The organism is Collinsella sp. LCP21S3_A9 (assembly GCF_052118785.1).
Lineage (GTDB): Bacteria > Actinomycetota > Coriobacteriia > Coriobacteriales > Coriobacteriaceae > Collinsella.
Window position 1 is genome coordinate 12,644 of the sequence record NZ_JBQKGN010000021.1, and the last position, 17,053, is coordinate 29,696.

A 17,053-nucleotide genomic window follows, 5' to 3' on the forward strand; every position below is an offset into this window, starting at 1 on the left:
CGCAGAAAGGCTACTACCATGGGTTCCATTAAAATCGCTCCGTCCGTCCTCTCAGCCGACATGGCCAACCTCAAGGGCGAGCTCGACAAGATCGCCGGCGCCGACTATGTGCACTTCGACGTCATGGACGGTCACTTTACCGGCAACCTCACCTTTGGCGTCGAAATCCTCAAGGCCGTCAAGCGCTCCACCAAGGTGCCGGTCGACGCGCACCTGATGGTGTCGAACCCCGACGAGACGGTCGATTGGTATGCCGACGCCGGCGCCGATATGATCACCGTGCACTACGAGGCCTCCACGCACCTGCACCGCACGCTCACGCATCTGCAGCAGCGCGGCGTCAAGGCCGGCGTGGTGCTCAACCCCGCCACGCCCGTCTGCGTGCTCGAGAGCATCATCGAGGTCGTCGACATGGTGCTGCTCATGAGCGTGAACCCCGGCTTTGGCGGCCAGAGCTTTATCCCGGGCACGCTGCATAAGCTCCACGAGCTCAAGGCCATGTGCGAGCGCCACGGTGTGTCGCCCATGATCGAGGTCGACGGCGGCATCTCTTCCAAAAACATCGCCGAGGTCGTCAAGGCCGGTGCCGATGTCCTGGTAGCCGGCTCCGCCGTATTTAAGTCCGAAGATCCCGCCGCCGAGGTTGCGCTGCTGCAGAAGCTGGGCAACGAGGCCGCACAGGAGGCATAAACCCTTATGACCGCAGGTCAAAACCGCATACCCGTGAATCTTGACTATGCCGCCTCGACGCCCATGCGCGCCGAGGCGCTCCTTGCGCAGCGCGAGTACGACGAAAGCGAGCTTGCCGGCGTCAACCCCAACTCGCTGCACTCGCTCGGCCGCAAGGCTGCCGCACGTCTGGAGGTTGCACGCCGCGAGATCGCCCGCAGCTTTGGCGCGCGTGTTCGCCCGTCCGAGATTGTACTAACCAACGGCGGTACCGAGGCCAACCAGCTGGCGCTCCTCGGACTTGCCGAGGGTGCTCGTCAGCGCGATCGTAAGCGCGAGCGCGTGATCGTGTCTGCGATCGAGCACGATTCGATCCTGGACAACCTGCCGCTGCTGCGAGCCGCGGGCTTTACCGTCAACCTGGTGCAGCCCTGCCGTGCGGGCTACATCGAGCCTGCCGAGCTGAGCGACTTGTTGGGCGACGACGTCGCGCTCGTGAGCATCATGGCCGCCAACAACGAGACCGGCGTGGTGCAGCCCATTCGCGAGCTTGCCGCGGCTGCGCATACCGCGGGCGCCCTGTTCCACACCGATGCCATCCAGGGCTATCTGCATATTCCGCTCGATGTGACCGAGCTGAGCGTCGATGCTATGACCGTTGCAGCACACAAGATTGGCGGCCCCGTAGCCTCCGGCGCGTTATACCTAAAAAGCCGCACGCCGCTGCGCCCCCGCATCTTTGGCGGAGGACAGGAAGCCGGACGTCGTGCCGGCACGCAGGACCTGCGCACGCAGCTGGCCTTTGCCGCTGCCGCCTCGTCTCTGGCGCCCCATGTGGCTCAGGAGCGCGAGAAGCTGCAAGCCCTTTCCGACAAGCTCTACGCCACGCTCACGGCCCATCCGCGCATTCACGCCACCATGGGCGACTACACGCAGGCCGACCGTCTGCCCGGCATGGTATCGATCTATATTGACGGCATGGACTCCGAGGAGCTCATCATCAAGCTCGACGCCGCCGGTTTTGAGGTTTCGGCCGGATCGGCTTGCTCGAGCGGCAGCATGGACCCGAGCCACGTGCTGAGCGCCATGGGCATTGGTCGCGAGCAGGCGCTGGGCGCACTGCGCATCTCCTTCGATGACCGCGTGAATCCGGCCGATCTGGACGACTTTGCCCAGACGCTGCTCTCGATTGTAGGTGCCGCATGATCGTCGCCGATCTCGAGCGCGCCCTGCTGGCACGCTATCCCAAAATGGACGCCGAGCCCTGGGACCACGTAGGCTTATCCGTTGGTGACCCCGACGACGAGATCCGCGGCGTTGCCTGCGCGCTTGACGCTACCAGGGACAACGTGCAGCGCGCCTTGGAAGCCGGAGCCAACGTGTTGCTCACGCATCATCCCGTCTACATCAAGGCGCCCGAGTCGTTTTGCCCGCCCAGCGCAACGCGCCCCCAATGCAGCGCGGCGCTCTACGAGGCGGCCCGCTGCGGGGTGAGCATTATCTCGCTCCACACCAACCTGGACCGCTCGCACGAGGCACGCATCTGCCTAAGTAAGCTGTTGGACGCGGCGCCTGCAAGCTCGTTGGAGCACGTAGACGACCCCGAGGCCTGCGGCCTGGGAGTTTTTGCGACACTCAACGACCCGTGCACGCTGCGCGATCTTGCCGCCCGTGCTGCCACGGCCTTTGGCAGCGACCCACGCGTATGGGGCGATGCCGAGCGCCCGTGCCGCACCGTCGCCATTCTGGGCGGCTCCCTCGGCGACTTTGGCGAGCTTGCCATCGCCGCCGGTGCGGATGTCATCGTGACGGGCGAGGCGGGCTATCACGTGGCGCAAGATCTTGCCTTGCGCGGGCTGAGCGTGATTCTGCTCGGCCACGACCGCTCCGAGGAGCCGTTCGTGGATATCTTAATGAACTCTGCGGTTGACGCCGGGGTCGACCCCCGTCATGCGATTAAAATACTGAACCCTTGCCAATGGTGGACTGTGACAAAAGGAGAGAACTTATGAGCGCCGGCGCTACGCTACTCAAGCTGCAACAGATCGATTTGGAGCTCGCCCGCAACAAGAGCGAACTTGCCAATATGCCGGAGCTTAAGGAGCTCGCCTCAAAGCGCAAAACCTATGTAAAGCTTAAGTCCGAAATGACCAAGCTCTATGCTCAGCGCAAGGACCTCGACATTGAGCTGGACGATCTCAACACCACCGAGATCCAGACCAACAACGCCATCGAGTCCGCCAAGAAACGCCACGTCGACGGCTCTGACTACCGCGAGGTCCAGGATCTGGAAAACGAGCTCGCCACCCTGGCCAAGCGCCTGGACAAGATTGAGCACACCCGCAAGGATGTCGTTATCGCCCACAAGGAGGCGCTCGACCGTGAGGCTCGCGCGCAGGACATCATCGCCAAATTCGAGGAGGGCGTGAAGGCCGACACCAAGGCTGCCCGCGCCAAGGCCGCCGACCTCCAGGCTCAGATTGATGCCGCCACCAAGGAGCGCACCGCGCTCGCCGCCACGCTGCCGACCGACGTGCTCACCGACTACGAGCGTCTGCTCAAGCAGTTCCGTGGCCTGGCCGTCGAGACCATTAAGGGCAACATCCCCACGGTCTGCCACACCGCGCTGCAGGCGTCGTCCATGAGCGACCTCAACCACGACGGTAGTGAGATCACGCACTGCCCGTACTGCCACCGCCTGCTCGTGCTCCCCAACAAGGAAGCCTAACAATGACGACGGCACCCGACAATTCAATGCAACTTGAGGGAAAAACGATCCTGTTGGGCATTACCGGCGGGATCGCCGCCTATAAGTCGTGCAATATCGTGCGCCTGCTGCAAAAACGCGGCGCACGCGTCAAGGTCGTTATGAGCGAGCATGCCACCGAGTTTGTGGGCCCGCTCACCTTTCGCGCGCTCACGGGCGAGCCGGTCGCCGTGGGTCTGTTCGACGACCCCTCCGACCCCATCCACCATATCTCGCTGGCGCAGGAGCCCGACTTGGTGGTCGTGGCGCCCGCGACGGCCAATATCATCGCCAAGATGGCCAACGGCATCGCCGATGACCTCATCTCCACTACGCTGCTTGCCACGCCGCGTCCTATCGTGGTCGCGCCGGCCATGAACAATGGCATGTGGAAGGCGCCGGCCACGCAGGCCAACATGACCACGCTGCGCGAGCGCGGTGTCCACGTTGTGGGTCCGGGAAGCGGCTACCTTGCCTGCGGCGATGTGGACACTGGACGCATGAGCGAGCCCGAGGACATCGTCGAGGCCGTCTGCAAGCTGCTCGACCCCGCTCCTCAGGACCTTGTGGGCAAGCGCATCGTGATCACCGCCGGCCCCACGCACGAGCCGATCGACCCCGTGCGCTTCATTGGCAACCGTTCATCGGGCAAGATGGGTATCGCCCTGGCGGGGGAGGCCACGCGCCGCGGTGCCGCCGTCACGCTCTTGCTGGGACCGACATCGCTCGACGTTCCCCGCGGTGTAGCGTGCGTGCGCGTACAAACCGCAGCGGAAATGCTCCAGGCTGCGCTGAGCGCCTTCCAGACGGCCGACGCGGCCATTTGTGCCGCCGCCGTCGCCGACTACACGCCTGCGGCCCCGGCGGACCATAAACTCAAAAAGGCCAACGAGCGCCTGGATCGAATTGAGCTCGTCGAGACCGTTGACATCCTGGCCGAGCTCTCACGCCAAAAGGGCGATCGCCGTGTGATCGGCTTTGCGGCCGAGACCGATAACGTCGTGGAGTACGCGCAGCGCAAACTCGTGCGCAAGGGTTGCGATGCCATTATCGCCAACGATGTCTCGCGCGCCGATTCGGGCTTTGGGACCGATACCAACAAGGCCTGGATAGTAAGTACAGCGGGCACGCAAGAACTTCCCGTACTAACAAAACCCCAGCTCGCAGATACAATTTTAGACTTGCTTCAAAATTTGTAAAAAAGTTCTTGCACAAGGACAAAGTTTCGGGTTACTATACTCCCTGTTGCGAGCGAGAGCAGAGCAACAAACAAAAGCTTCGGGACGTGGCGCAGCTTGGTAGCGCACTTGACTGGGGGTCAAGGGGTCGCTGGTTCGAATCCAGTCGTCCCGACCAGAAGTTTGCAGGTCAGGCACCTTGTGCCTGGCCTTTTTTTATCAGGAATCATCAGGGAATCACCGGAGAATCACCGGCTGTTTTTTAGCCAATAAAGACACGCCCTTCTACCTGCACTTTTGTAGAATCTCGGTTAAAATGGATCCCACCTTCACTTTCTTTCCATATTTGTTGAATTCACTGATTCGTTTTGATTCCACATTTGTAGTCTATCTAGCCTAAATTTTTCTACATACGCGAAAATCACCTACCTGTGCCTAGCTACTGCGGCTACGACATCCAAGCCAACTGTCCCGCCCTGCTTCACTAATTCCCCGCACGTTCGCACGGAACCCCGACACCGCCCAAGGGCCGCGATACTTTTTCGATTTCTTTCGGCAGCGAGAGGAAGGCTTCCGTGCCTGCCGAAACAAGGCACTGCGCTCCAAAAAGCTAACGCCGCGGGTATTAAGCCGACACCGCTACGGTGCCACCGGCCATCGCTGCGGGCACCTGCGGCGTAATCGCCCCAGAGTCCGCCATCTGGGCCATGCCGGCGAAGTCCTAGGCGACGGCGTGAGCGTGCGGCTCAGGGCGGCGTTCGCGCCGTCATTCTCGTGCGACCTCAAGAGAGTGCGTCGGCGCGGGCTCGACTAGGGCGAGCTCGCCACCGTCATCGACTTCATCGTCGAGAACGCCCCGAGGCGCTGGAGGAACTTCATAGACGCCGCATGCGCACGCTCAAGGGCGCATTGAGGGGCAGAGCTGAGGATTTGAAGATCGAGGCATGGGACTAGAAGGGAGCTCGGAATTCGCGGGCCAGGATCCGAACATCGACCCGCGCGCTTGGCGATTCTTACCAGTTCAGACGGTTTGCAGGCTATTCGCGCTGCGGGAGAGACTCGCACCACTGCAGCAATGCGCTCAACATAGTGGGCTTGTCTTGCACGAACTGCTCACGCTTCACACCGCGGCGCGGCTCAAAGCGAATGTCGTAACCCCTGTTGTCCAGGTACACGACATAGCTTTCGGGGGTGCCGGGCAGGTTCAGCGCTGCATGGCGCGTGCTGCCAATGCGCTGCGGCGCTTCCATAAGAGACTCGTTGGGCAGCTGACCGCCGTATACCTCCTCTAGTGCGCGGAAGCGGCGCCTAAATCTCAGGTAACCGTGGCAGCCCTCGTCTGCATGCCCGGCACAACAGGTCTGCGTTTCATAACCCTTATCGTTCAGCATGCGCACGTGGGGCTGCAGCTCGTGGTCGATCGCTACCAGGTGATCAGGGCGCTTGCCGCATTCGCATTCGCCCAAGGGCTTAAAGCACTTCGGGCACACGAACAGCATGCACTTCATGGTTTGCTCGGGCGTGAGCTCCCTGATTCCCAGGGCTGCGATTTCTGCCACAGGGGCTTCGGGCTGCACGCAGGGACAGCCGCTTGCGCGCAGAATTGCGTCGATGCGAGCCACGGTGGTGCGCTCCATTTTCAGGGCGATGGCTTCGTCGCGCATCGCGCCAAACGCTTCGATGTCTTTCGTAACTGCAGAAAGCGGGGTTCGCCGAGAGATGTACACGAATGCGTTCTTTTCCCTCGCAGCGGGTTCGCCCTCAATCTTCACCGTGACGCCGGCTTTTGCATAGGTGCCGTACTGCACGCCATTCGCTTTGTCCAGCGTCTGGACCTCGCCCCGCGTGAGACCATGCCACAGCACGCCTTCCACAAACGATCCTTCCATGCGCATGATGGTGGGACGGCCCTTCGCGTCGCACGCCAGCGTGTAGCCATAGAGCTTCGCCTTGGTTGCATAAACATGGTGACCGCCCTCGAGCTTTTTGGCAATGCGGTCATGGCTGATGTCAAAGCCATATGCGAAGTACGGGGTTTCCGCATACTCGCGGGTGTCGGCGGAGTGTTCGCGCGCGCTGAACACCGGGACAGAGGGACGATTAAAGTTGTGCACGTCAAACTCAGGCAGGCTGTTGCACCAGCCGAGCAGGGTGCGCAGCAGGGCCTTGCGCTGCTTCTCGAACTCATCCAGCGTAAGGGAGTAACTAAGGTCTGCCTGCAGCGCAGGGTCGCTGCTGCGCACTGCGCGGAACCCTTCGGGGACGTCAATCTTGTAACCGAACTCGCCTGGAATCTTGATTGCCAAGTAGATGCGGTGAGACCCGCAGAAGGTGGCCTCACTCGCTTCCATCACCTGGTAGCGCTTAGAGCGCAGGATGCGTCCATGCTGCTGAAGGCCACGGGGGAAACGGCGTGCGTAGTAACCGGTGTAACGGCATGTGCAATCGGCGATCTGGTGACCTTCACCGCACACGAAGTCGGCGTATTCGCGTGCAGCGGGGAGGTCAATCTTGGCTGCGCCATACGCCGCCGACTCTTCTTGCGCGCGCAAGCGGTCCAGGCTGTCGGCGCGCATGTCGGACATCTGCGCCAAGGTTGCCTCATCAAGCTGCATCACGCGGCCGGCTTCGACCACGCGGTCGATGTAATCGTACTTTTCGGTGTACCTGCGCAGCGGGGTGCGCTCAGAGATGTAGACCATCGCCTCAAGGGTTGCGGGAACCACATCGCCTTCGCGCCCAACGGTCACCGTTTCCTTGCGGTAACAACCAGATGCAATGCCTTCGTAGCGGTCGAGAGACGCCACGTGAGAGCTATCGAGCGCCCACAGCGCGCCTTGCACATGCGACCCCTCGCGCTTGGTGATGGTGAGGTATCCGGCGGTGTCGAACGCCAGTTCATAGCCGTTCAGGGTCGCTTTGCCCAGCAGCACCGCGCCGGGGCAGCGGGTTTCAACTTGATGGATATCAAGGTTGCTGCCGTACGCGAAGTTGATGGTCGAGGGCGCAGTCTCGGGGTGACGGGCTGAGGCGTTGTTGCGCTTCTCGTTGTACTTCATGGTTCACGCCTTTCGGTGTTGTGATGGGCTTCGGTCGCTCGAGCTGATTGCAGCATACAGTCTGAAGCCGAAAAGGCGTGAAAACCTGAGATTGTCATTTTAAGAAATAGAACGAAAAGGACGGCCATGCACGAAATCGCGCAGGCAGAAAGCGCTGTTCGAGGCGCATCCTGCGAAAGGATACCCGTTCAGAAGGGTTGTTGCCAGTTTTTATCGATTCGATTTTTTACGAGCGCACGAAGAGGTTGCGTTTAGAAAAACGCAAGGGCGGCTGTTTCGCCTGTAAGCAAACATGAAATCGGCCGCAGCGGTACCGCCTGGGAGGGCGGACGAGGGACTTGGCCGCAACCTAATCCCCGGGTGCGGCTGCTACGCTCACTACTTGAGAATCGTAGACCGCCCAGTATGTTCCATCCAAGAGTCGCAACACGAAACAGCGGTCATCTTTGCCTATTTCGGCGGCGTTTACGCATTTCTGAAGATCGGCGTGGCGCGCGTAGCGGCCGACGAGCTCATCTCCATTTACAAGCACGACTTTAAGGTCGAGGCCCATCTTCTCGTACATGACAATGCGATCTAAAACGGACACCTCGCTTGAGTCGAAGTCGGGCCTTTGCCCACCGCGGCGAATCCCTCGTTCAGTCAATGCCCTGTCGATCCCGCCCTTTGCGTAGTCGCTCAGCTGGGAATAGATTCTGCCAGCGAGATCATCGGCCAAGACGCGCTCTGGGTCCCCGCCTGACCGTTCCGCTCGAAACTCGCCTAATGCCGACAGCATCAGGTACACCTCATGCAATCGCAGCGGCAAGAAGATCGGGTGAGCCGTCGACTTCAGGCCGCCGCGGCTTGTCGGCTCGGCCTTGATGTAGGAGTCGCCAAAACGCACGCCGTCTGCCAGGGCGCTCAGGCGCTTTTGCACCGCCGTGCGCGAGCAGCCCAGGTACGCGGCGATCGCTTGCTGGGTCATTCCCTTATGCGCCGCTTTGAGCAGCATGAGATTTGCCTCGTCCGTGCCTATGAACGACTTGTCCAGGTTGTAGTGGCGCTTTTTTGGGGCGCCGCCGATCTCGTTGCCCTTTTCGAACAGCTCGTGCACGCTCAGGAACAATTCATGGCGGCCGTTGCTTTGGGGGCCTTCCTCTGAGTTGGCATAATCTGCCAGCGCCTTGCAAAACAAGCGATAGTTTTCGTCAGTGACGAAAGTGGGCCACTGCATGTTGTGAAAGCGTGTGCCTTCACGTGTGTCGGCGAATTTCGAATACGCAGACTCAGGATCGCAACCGACCCTTTCCGCAATTTCCGCAACTCTCATGCCAATCCCTTCCGCAACCCAATCACACGCACGAAAAACCTATCAAGCCAGAAGATTGATGTGGCAAAAAAGAAGAAGAGGCATTACACCCCTCCTTCTGGACAGCCTGCACCCCGGTTCCCTGCCTGCCAGTTCGCCCCCCGAAGCCCTCGGGGCGCTGTGGGGTCGAACCCCTCCGCATGGAAAATTCTATCGCGGCCATGCCCGCTATGCGTGTCACGCACACCACGCCAAACGTCAGGTTTACCAGCCGGGACTGAGCCCTCTTTCGAGAGCAGGGTTATATTAGCATCTACAAACTCGAAAAACCCTGCCGCATTTGAGGAGTACCAAGAAAAAGGTCTACACCTTGAATATCAACCTCACCCGAACACCTCCCGCATTCACACGAACATGTACGGATGAATGCGGGAATCCGATACCCTGAGGGCCGGATCGGCCGGCCCACTGGGCACGAGCGGGACACGGTCCAGAGGATGCCGGAGCGCAGGGTCCCGTGCAGGGAGATCGCGGGGGAGCCGGGCAGGTCGCCCTAGACGGTGAGCGCCGAGGTGCCGTCGCGCCCACCCATGAAAAGAGGGTTTCTTTGCGGGCGCCGCATCCGCACGCCCCCGCAAAGAAACCCTCGCACTCGCATCTCTACCTGCGAACCCGCACGCGCCCTCGCGCACGCGCCGCGGCAGCTGCTAGTCGCGGTAGAACGAGCCCATGTAGCGGATGTACTCGTCCTCGGTGTGGTTGGCCTTCCAGTCGTGGACGGAGTCCTTGTTGCGCTGGCCGGCGATGACGGAGAGCTCCTTACCCAGCTTCTCAAAGGCCTCGTCGACGCACTCCTCGGGGGTGAGGGCGATCTTCATGACGGCCTCGCCCTGCGGGCCGCCGGGGAGGTTGGACAGCAGGCTGGGGGTTAGGGTGGTGCCGAGGGTGATGACCTCGACGTCGACACCGGTGCCCTCGCACTCGCAGGCCACGGCCTCGGTCATCTTGAGGATGAAGGCCTTGCCCGCGCCGTACTGGCCGTTCCAGGGGCTGGAGCTGATGCCGGTCATCGACGAGACGTTGATCACGGCGCCGCGGTCCTGGGCGGCAAAGATCCGCATGTAGTGGTGGAAGCACTTGAGGAAGGTCACGACGTTGACGTTGATCATGGCCTCGTGCTTCTCCCAGGGAGTGTCCTGGATCTTGCCGAAGCTGTGCAGGCAGGCCACGTAGCTCATGAAGCCCATGTCCAGGCCCTCGGTCGCGGCGAAGACGGTCTCGGCAGCGTCGGGCTGGCTAAAGTCGGCGCGCACGACCTTGGTCTCCACGCCGTAGGTCTCACGGATCTCGCCGGCGAGCACGTTCAGCTTCTCCTCGCGACGGCCGACCATGACGACATTCATGCCGCCGGCGGCGATCTTCTCGCAGAACGCCTTGCCGACGCCCTCGGTCGCGCCCAGGATCAGGCCCCACTCACCGTACTTTTCCCTCAGGTTCATACTGCATCCTCTCTCTCGATGCCCATGCGGGCACCTCTCCTTTAGCGTGCGGCCGCTCAGCCGCATACGGTGCGCCATTATGCGCTGAACAAGAGGGGAGTGCGTTCACGACTTTGCGAACGAACCCGAAACAACGATGAACGGTTTCGGTCTATCACCACAATGAAACCCTTGCAGTATCAAGAGGGGAGGTGCTGGCGGGTGGAACCAAAAGGTGAACGCCGCCCTGGCGTGAGCGGCGTTCGATGTGGTTTTACCCACCTTGGTAACTATTCACCAGGAGGGCATTGCGACCTCCGGTCGCCTTTGCTGTATCCCCTTGTGTGCCCATGTACAAAGGGATGCATCGCTATTCTGCGCCGGTGCTCGACGTCACCGCTTCGGTAGGCTCGGCAAATACGTTTCTCGCAATGTTCATGGTCGGCGTGATGCTCGATGTGCACATCGATACCGAAGACCTGGGACCTCATGCGCCTCATCGACTACGTTGCGGCGCGCGGCGCGTGGAGTCTGCGCGAACTCGGCTGCGTCGGCTTTTCCGGCGGTGCCATGCAGACGCTCTGCCTCGCTGCGCTCGACGAGCGCGTGCGCTGGGCGCTCATCAGCGGCTACCTCTACGGCGTGCGCGACGCGCTGCTCACCCTCAACAATAACTGTAGCTGCAACTACCAACATAGCCCTCGCGGCTACTTCCTGTGAGAGTTTTTTGTTAAAGCAACGGCGCGAGAGTCCTCGTGGCACCCAGCAGCGTCCTCCACATGTCTGGACTCTCTATGCTCGCGCTGGATAGACATCGCCAGAACGGGTATAGTATCGAGAGTTTTGTCGTTTACCAGCGGGGGAGTCCTGTGGGCATCAAAAAGAAGATCAAAAAGGAGCTTATCGGCACCTCCGATTACCCGTCGAATAAGATTTTCACGATCTCCAATTTCATTACCTTCACGCGCCTGGTCCTCACGCTGGTCTTCCTGTACCTGTTTGTGACGGACAACAACCGTGTCGTCGCCATTGTCATCTATGCCATCGCGGCCTCCACCGACTGGATGGACGGTCAGATTGCCCGCATGACTAAAACGGTCTCGTGGCTTGGCAAGGTTATGGATCCCATCTGCGACCGTGCGCTGCTATTTACAGGCGTTTTAGGTCTCGTGGTTCGCGGCGAGCTTCCCATCTGGGTCTGCGTGCTCATCATTGGGCGCGATATCTACCTGGGCATCGGCACGCTCATCGTGCGCCACTACCATCGCCGCCCCATCGACGTCGTCTTTCCCGGCAAGATTGCCACGGCGCTGCTCATGACCGGCTTCTCGCTCATGCTGCTGGGCTTTCCCACCGTGGACGGCTGGCATCTGCTGCCCGCCACGTTCACGGCCTTCCCGGGCCTCAACGGCAGCTCGGTACCGCTCGGCATCTTCTTTGTGTATGGCGGCGTCATCTTCTCCATGCTCACCGCTGTCATCTATTCCATTAAGGGTGGAGCGGCCATTAAACAGGCTGTTGCGCATCCAGAGGACGAAGACGTCGACTTTCTTAACCCCGAAATCGAAGACTAAGCCATTGGGGTATTATTACGTACAGTTCATTCTTTGCGGCATGTCCGCGTTAAGTTAGGGGTTGTCATGGACAACATGGTTAACAATATGCCTCAAAACGATAAGACTGCCGACGCAACCTGCGTCTTCCGTGTGCCTTCGAGCGACGTTACCGTTCCCGATCTTATGGCGAACGTTCGCATCACTGCCCCCGTTCTGTCTATTGTCAAGGGGCCGCAGACCGGTGCTGCCTTTGAACTCGAGGACGATGTGACCACCATTGGCCGCGATCCGGCAAACGGCATTTTCCTCAATGACATGACCGTATCGCGTAGCCACGCACGCATTATTCGCGAGGGTCTGGCTGCTCGCATCGAGGACTTAGGCTCGCTCAACGGCACGTGGGTTGACGGCGCTATCGTCAATGCCGCCCCGCTGCACGACGGATCTTCCGTCCAGATCGGTACGTTTACGCTCATCTACCACGAGAGCACGCCGGAGCGCATCGAAACCGGTGAGTAAGGCATGGCCGAACGCAACTATCTGAGTATCGGCCAGGTCGTCAATTTACTTCGAGGCGCATACCCCGATCTTTCGAACTCAAAAATTAGATTTCTAGAAGATGAGGGGCTCATCACCCCTCATCGTACGCCTAAGGGGTATCGCCAATACTCCAAGGAGGACGTTGACCGTCTAGAGGTCATTCTGCACCTGCAGAAGACTCGCTACATGCCGCTCAACGTGATCAAGCAACGCCTGGAAAACGCTACAGATCTCTCCACGCTTGCCTACGAGGTGGGTCTGCTGTCCGACGTTCCGCTCAAGACGGAACCAAAGGAAACCAAGCAAAAGCTGCACCCCATCGAGACGATTCCGGATATGTTGGGCGTCGAGATCTCGTTTATTCGCTCCTTGGCCGAAAACGACCTTATTCGCATTATCAAGAGTCCGCAGAACCGTGAGCTCGTCGACGGGCGCGATTTTCCGATTATCCGCTACTGTTCTGAGCTGTCACGCTTTCATATCGAGCCGCGAAACCTTCGTCAGTACGTATCATCCGCCAACCGCGAGTCTTCGATGTTCGAGCAAGTGCTCGTGAGTATGCTTGGCATGGACACCTCCGATGATGAACGCGATGCCAAGCTCGAACGCGCGTTTAAGAAGTTACATGACCTCACCGAGGGCGTGCATACTGCGCTGCTCAAGAACCGCGTGTTTGAGTCACTCAACGCCGTAGTCGAGGACGCCGATATCGATGCCCTCGATGAGGAGATCGCACGCTCCGAATCAACCAAGGCCAAAAGCGAAGAGGCATCTGCCTCCGCGGTCACCGTGCGCGAGGAATCCCTCGTGCAGCCGCTTAAGGTTGTCGCCCCCTCGCACACCGGCACCGCCAGCGCGGACAAATAAACGCTTCTACAAACCAGCCTCCCATGAAAGGTCACGCCATGTACGACTTCGAATCTCACATCGTCGACATCCCCGACTATCCCGAGCCCGGAGTCGTCTTTAAGGACATCACGCCGCTCTTTAGCAATCCCGAAGCGCTTAAAGCCATGGTCGACGCGCTAGCGGAGCATTTCTCCGGCATGGGCATCACTAAGGTCGTAGGACCCGAGGCTCGCGGTTTTATGGTAGGCGTGCCTGTTGCCGTGGCACTCGGTGCCGGCTTTGTTCCCGCACGTAAACCGGGAAAACTGCCACGTAAGACCGTTAGCCAGGAATACGAGCTCGAATATGGAACCGATTCGATTGAGATTCACGTCGATGCCATCAGCTCTAAAGATACCGTGTTGATTCTGGACGACTTGGTCGCGACGGGCGGAACCGTCGAGGCAACAGGTAAACTGGTGCGAGATATGGGCGCAAAGCTCGTAGGTTATGGTTGTATCCTTGAGCTTGCGTTTCTTAATCCGCGCAAGAAGCTCACGCCTTCTAACGAGGACGTTGAGCTCTTTAGCCTGGTAACGGTGGACTAGCCGCTACCCTTAGATACTGGAAAGGAAGCTCCATGCGCACAGCAAACACGCACAAAAACATGGCACGCTGCGCAGCTACGGCAACCCTCGCTTGTGTTTTGGGCTTGGGCCTCGCGGCTCCTGCCTATGCCGATACCGCGTCCGATCTTGCCGCTGCTCGTACCAAACTCGAGCAGATCGGTACGCAAACCCAGCAAATTCATGAAGAACTCTCCGCACAGACGCAGGAGCTTGATCAGACTGCAGGCGAGATCACGCAAAAGCAGCAAGAGATTGCCGAGGGTCAGGCAAAGCTTTCGTCCTACGTTGCCGGTGAGTACAAGACTGGCGGTCTGAGTCTCCTTCAGGTTCTGACGGGCGTCGACGATCTGGGCGATATGCTCAACCGTTTGTTCTACTACGGCAAGGTCTCCGACAAGCAGGCCCAAACCATTCAGGAGGTCAAGGACCTTAAGCAGCAGCTCACCGATAAGCAGGCCGAGCAGGAGAAGAACGTCGCCGCGACGCAGAAGAAGGTCGACGAACTCAACGCCCAGCAGGCTGAGGCCCAGAGTGTCGTGAACTCCCTGGATTCACAGCTGCAGGCCGAGCTTGCCGCCGAGGCCGAGGCGAACGCCGCGCTGCAGGCTGGCATAAATGCCAGCACCGCCGAAAAGGCCACGGTGAGCAACGACACCGCCGGTACGACCGAGAACACCAACAATGGTGGCGGTACGACCAACAACGGCGGCGGTAACACGCCTGCGCCCGCGCCCGCTCCTGCTCCCACCCCGCAGCCCTCGACGCCCGCCCCGGCACCGGCCCCTTCCGCGCCGAGCCAGTCCGTTGACGGCGGCAGCGTTGTCTCTCGCGCTTATAGCAAGCTTGGTTGCGCTTATTCCTGGGGCGGCATTGGCCCGAACAGCTTTGACTGCTCCGGCTTTGTAAGCTACTGCCTCACCGGCCGCTACTGCCGCCTGGGCACTACCGGCACCTTCATGGGTTGGCCCCGTGTTTCTGATCCTCAGCCGGGCGACGTCGTGGTTAACTCTTACCACACCGGCATCTACATTGGTAACGGCCAGATGATCCATGCTTCCGACTACAGCACGGGCGTTATCATCAGCTCCGTTGCCGCTGGCATGAACAACAATTATATTTTCGTTCGCTATTAAGTGTTTTAACTCAGCTAACGAAAGTGGACCTCGTATCCTTTGGGAGCGAGGTCCATTGTTTTATCTCGACCGCCCATTTTGTGTGTAAACTACAATCTAGTTTTGAATACTAGATATGTGCAGCATCTGTCCAAAAGATAGCTATAATTGTTGATGAACAACTAGAAAGGACCCTCAATGAGCTGGGCACTCATCTCAGATTCGAGCTGCAATCTTCGCGATTGGCAACCAACCGCACCTCATACCACCTTTGCATTTGCACCCCTTAAGATCCGAGTGGGGGAGCGTGAATTTGTCGACGATCTCTCGCTCGATGTTCACGAGCTTAATGTTGCCATTCAATCGGAATCCAGCGCATCATCGAGCTCCTGCCCAAGCGTAGGGGAGTGGGCTGAGCTCTTTAAGCTCGCCGACATGACGATCTGCATGCCCATCTCCGAGGGCGTCTCGGGAAGCTACAATGCCGCGGCCACTGCGCGTGACATGGTGCTTGCCGAAGAGCCCAATCGTAAGATTCACCTGGTTAATTCGCGCGCAGCAGGCGGCAAGATGGACCTGATCTTCTTACTGTTTGATCGCTATCTTGCAAGTAAACCGGATGCCTCCTTTGAGGAAGCCTGCGCCTACTTCGATAGCTTGGAGCAGAACAGCAAGATCCTCTTTAGTTTATGCAATTACGAAAACCTTGCGAAGGCCGGACGTATCCCCAAGGCGGCCGGTGTTATTGCCAACAAGCTCAACATCCGCATTTTGGGCACGGCGAGCGAAGCGGGCGAAATTGAACTCGTTGGGCATACGCGTGGCGAAAAGAAGATGCTCACCAAGATTGTCGACACCATGGAGGCCGAGGGTTTCACGGGCGGCGAGGTCATCATCGATCACGTTGAGAACGAAGCTGGAGCCCAGGCGCTTGCCGACCGCATTGTGGAGCACTGGCCAGGCTCCAAGACTATCATCATGCCCTGCAACGGCCTAGATTCCTATTACGCCGAGATGCATGGTCTCATCATCGGCTACGGCATGGGCGTGGCTTCGGGCCAATAAAGCCCAACCATGCAAAAACGCGGGCGGGACAAAGTGACTGATGGCACTTTATCCCGCCCGCGTTATACGTCGCCTAGCTATTAAACCCATTGAACTTGAGGTAGCTCATCAGGTACGCCTTCGATACAAAAGACGAAACCGCACTGCGTACGAGCAGCGATTCGCGCGTAACCTGATGTGCGGTATCGGGCACGGGAGTCTGCTCACGGGAAAAAGCCGCACGAATCGATGCCTCAAGTTGATCGACTACATAATCGAAGGCCGTCGGAGCGTCGTAGCTCAAGCGCTGAATATTAAAGAGCGCCTGAACCGCAGCGATGGGCAACACCTGCTTAAAGATACAAATGGCGATGAGACGCGCAATCTGCTCACGGCCATACTGCTTTTTAACCGGAGCAGGAACGAGGCCGACCTTTACGTAGTTATTGATCATCGAAGGCGTGATAACGGGCTGCTCTACGCAAATCGAAAGCGGCTCCATCCACAGCGCAACATATTCAATAACCTGATCACGATAGAGTGTTACGTTGGGCAGCTGGTCATAGCGTGGCAGGCTCAACGCATTGAGTTTACCCACCATATCGGACTGAATAAATGCATCCGGCAGCACCGTCGGCTGAATATCCTCCGGCTTAATGCTGACCGATGTATCGGACATCGGGATAACATGTTTGACGTGGTTCATAAGAGACCTCCGTTCGTTTTCTATATTGTATTCTAGATTATCTAGTTTTGCATACCACATAGCCGCTAAGTAAAAGTGGTTGGACAGCACCTTGATTATCAACTTTATCCGAACACCTCCCACATTCATCCGTACATGTGCGGATGAATGTGGGAACCCGATACCCTGAGGGCCGGATCGGCCGGCCCCGGGAGATCGGAGGACGGTATGTCCGGAA

At 59.2% G+C, this 17,053-nt stretch carries 16 protein-coding genes and 1 tRNA gene; 13 read left to right on the forward strand and 4 right to left on the reverse strand.

The window, feature by feature from the left end; all coding sequences use genetic code 11:
* The first annotated feature begins 18 nt into the window (after positions 1-18).
* From rpe to ACTQ05_RS08095, 6 genes are all read left to right on the forward strand, one after another.
* Complete coding sequence (rpe, locus tag ACTQ05_RS08070; RefSeq protein WP_441030938.1) at positions 19-690, forward strand: ribulose-phosphate 3-epimerase; 672 nt, start codon at positions 19-21, stop codon at positions 688-690.
* 6 nt (positions 691-696) lie between these two features.
* Entirely contained in the window at positions 697-1,875 is a 1,179-nt protein-coding gene (locus ACTQ05_RS08075) for a cysteine desulfurase family protein (RefSeq protein ID WP_441538777.1), read from the forward strand.
* Positions 1,872-2,681: a Nif3-like dinuclear metal center hexameric protein gene (locus tag ACTQ05_RS08080; RefSeq protein ID WP_441538779.1), complete on the forward strand. Its 810-nt coding sequence runs from the start codon at positions 1,872-1,874 to the stop codon at positions 2,679-2,681. The genes ACTQ05_RS08075 and ACTQ05_RS08080 overlap by 4 nt, the downstream gene beginning before the upstream one ends.
* Entirely contained in the window at positions 2,678-3,397 is a 720-nt protein-coding gene (locus ACTQ05_RS08085; RefSeq protein WP_441538781.1) for a zinc ribbon domain-containing protein, read from the forward strand. The genes ACTQ05_RS08080 and ACTQ05_RS08085 overlap by 4 nt, the downstream gene beginning before the upstream one ends.
* 2 nt (positions 3,398-3,399) lie before the next feature.
* Positions 3,400-4,614, forward strand: coding sequence for a bifunctional phosphopantothenoylcysteine decarboxylase/phosphopantothenate--cysteine ligase CoaBC (gene coaBC / locus ACTQ05_RS08090; protein WP_441538782.1), 1,215 nt, complete (start codon positions 3,400-3,402; stop codon positions 4,612-4,614).
* An 80-nt stretch (positions 4,615-4,694) separates the two neighbouring features.
* Positions 4,695-4,771 (forward strand) — tRNA-Pro (locus ACTQ05_RS08095).
* An 859-nt stretch (positions 4,772-5,630) separates the two neighbouring features.
* Here ACTQ05_RS08095 and ACTQ05_RS08100 read toward each other — a convergent pair.
* The 3 genes from ACTQ05_RS08100 to ACTQ05_RS08110 all read right to left on the reverse strand — a co-directional run bounded on the left by ACTQ05_RS08100 (position 5,631) and on the right by ACTQ05_RS08110 (position 10,442).
* Complete coding sequence (locus tag ACTQ05_RS08100; protein WP_441538784.1) at positions 5,631-7,652, reverse strand: gamma-glutamylcyclotransferase family protein; 2,022 nt, start codon at positions 7,650-7,652, stop codon at positions 5,631-5,633.
* 349 nt (positions 7,653-8,001) lie between these two features.
* Positions 8,002-8,964, reverse strand: coding sequence for a helix-turn-helix domain-containing protein (locus tag ACTQ05_RS08105; RefSeq protein ID WP_441538786.1), 963 nt, complete (start codon positions 8,962-8,964; stop codon positions 8,002-8,004).
* Positions 8,965-9,650: 686 nt separating this feature from the next.
* The gene (locus tag ACTQ05_RS08110; RefSeq protein ID WP_154516391.1) at positions 9,651-10,442 is read right to left on the reverse strand and encodes a 7beta-hydroxysteroid dehydrogenase; all 792 of its coding nucleotides are present in this window, start codon (positions 10,440-10,442) and stop codon (positions 9,651-9,653) included.
* Between the two features lie 435 nt (positions 10,443-10,877).
* Between ACTQ05_RS08110 and ACTQ05_RS08115 the strand changes: the two genes are divergently transcribed.
* From ACTQ05_RS08115 to ACTQ05_RS08145, 7 genes are all read left to right on the forward strand, one after another.
* Positions 10,878-11,141, forward strand: a complete 264-nt coding sequence (locus ACTQ05_RS08115) for a hypothetical protein (protein WP_441038634.1) — start codon at positions 10,878-10,880, stop codon at positions 11,139-11,141.
* Between the two features lie 149 nt (positions 11,142-11,290).
* Positions 11,291-11,995 carry a CDP-alcohol phosphatidyltransferase family protein gene (locus tag ACTQ05_RS08120; RefSeq protein WP_441031238.1) on the forward strand — a complete coding sequence of 235 codons (705 nt, stop codon included), beginning with the start codon at positions 11,291-11,293 and terminating at the stop codon, positions 11,993-11,995.
* 66 nt (positions 11,996-12,061) lie between these two features.
* Positions 12,062-12,496: an FHA domain-containing protein gene (locus ACTQ05_RS08125; RefSeq protein WP_195838557.1), complete on the forward strand. Its 435-nt coding sequence runs from the start codon at positions 12,062-12,064 to the stop codon at positions 12,494-12,496.
* Between the two features lie 3 nt (positions 12,497-12,499).
* Positions 12,500-13,384 (forward strand): transcriptional regulator FtsR, encoded by an 885-nt coding sequence (gene ftsR, locus ACTQ05_RS08130; protein WP_441538788.1) that lies wholly within the window; start codon positions 12,500-12,502, stop codon positions 13,382-13,384.
* A 38-nt stretch (positions 13,385-13,422) separates the two neighbouring features.
* Positions 13,423-13,953, forward strand: coding sequence for an adenine phosphoribosyltransferase (locus ACTQ05_RS08135; protein ID WP_195838556.1), 531 nt, complete (start codon positions 13,423-13,425; stop codon positions 13,951-13,953).
* A 32-nt stretch (positions 13,954-13,985) separates the two neighbouring features.
* Positions 13,986-15,107 (forward strand): coiled-coil domain-containing protein, encoded by a 1,122-nt coding sequence (locus tag ACTQ05_RS08140; RefSeq protein ID WP_154516376.1) that lies wholly within the window; start codon positions 13,986-13,988, stop codon positions 15,105-15,107.
* 177 nt (positions 15,108-15,284) lie between these two features.
* Positions 15,285-16,151 (forward strand): DegV family protein, encoded by an 867-nt coding sequence (locus ACTQ05_RS08145; RefSeq protein ID WP_441538790.1) that lies wholly within the window; start codon positions 15,285-15,287, stop codon positions 16,149-16,151.
* Positions 16,152-16,224: 73 nt separating this feature from the next.
* On the opposite strand, the gene ACTQ05_RS08150 is transcribed toward ACTQ05_RS08145, so the two are convergent.
* Positions 16,225-16,836, reverse strand: coding sequence for a DUF1836 domain-containing protein (locus tag ACTQ05_RS08150; RefSeq protein WP_441538791.1), 612 nt, complete (start codon positions 16,834-16,836; stop codon positions 16,225-16,227).
* Positions 16,837-17,053: the final 217 nt, after the last annotated feature.

Coding starts and splice junctions, on each gene's coding strand:
- ACTQ05_RS08110 (WP_154516391.1), bottom strand. CDS start 10,442: ATGAACCTGAGGGAAAAGTACGGTGAGTGGGGCCTGATCCTGGGCGCG.
- ACTQ05_RS08100 (WP_441538784.1), bottom strand. CDS start 7,652: ATGAAGTACAACGAGAAGCGCAACAACGCCTCAGCCCGTCACCCCGAG.
- ACTQ05_RS08075 (WP_441538777.1), top strand. CDS start 697: ATGACCGCAGGTCAAAACCGCATACCCGTGAATCTTGACTATGCCGCC.
- ACTQ05_RS08135 (WP_195838556.1), top strand. CDS start 13,423: ATGTACGACTTCGAATCTCACATCGTCGACATCCCCGACTATCCCGAG.
- ACTQ05_RS08085 (WP_441538781.1), top strand. CDS start 2,678: ATGAGCGCCGGCGCTACGCTACTCAAGCTGCAACAGATCGATTTGGAG.
- rpe (WP_441030938.1), top strand. CDS start 19: ATGGGTTCCATTAAAATCGCTCCGTCCGTCCTCTCAGCCGACATGGCC.
- ACTQ05_RS08080 (WP_441538779.1), top strand. CDS start 1,872: ATGATCGTCGCCGATCTCGAGCGCGCCCTGCTGGCACGCTATCCCAAA.
- ACTQ05_RS08115 (WP_441038634.1), top strand. CDS start 10,878: ATGTGCACATCGATACCGAAGACCTGGGACCTCATGCGCCTCATCGAC.
- ACTQ05_RS08105 (WP_441538786.1), bottom strand. CDS start 8,964: ATGAGAGTTGCGGAAATTGCGGAAAGGGTCGGTTGCGATCCTGAGTCT.
- ACTQ05_RS08140 (WP_154516376.1), top strand. CDS start 13,986: ATGCGCACAGCAAACACGCACAAAAACATGGCACGCTGCGCAGCTACG.
- ftsR (WP_441538788.1), top strand. CDS start 12,500: ATGGCCGAACGCAACTATCTGAGTATCGGCCAGGTCGTCAATTTACTT.
- ACTQ05_RS08145 (WP_441538790.1), top strand. CDS start 15,285: ATGAGCTGGGCACTCATCTCAGATTCGAGCTGCAATCTTCGCGATTGG.
- coaBC (WP_441538782.1), top strand. CDS start 3,400: ATGACGACGGCACCCGACAATTCAATGCAACTTGAGGGAAAAACGATC.
- ACTQ05_RS08150 (WP_441538791.1), bottom strand. CDS start 16,836: ATGAACCACGTCAAACATGTTATCCCGATGTCCGATACATCGGTCAGC.
- ACTQ05_RS08125 (WP_195838557.1), top strand. CDS start 12,062: ATGGACAACATGGTTAACAATATGCCTCAAAACGATAAGACTGCCGAC.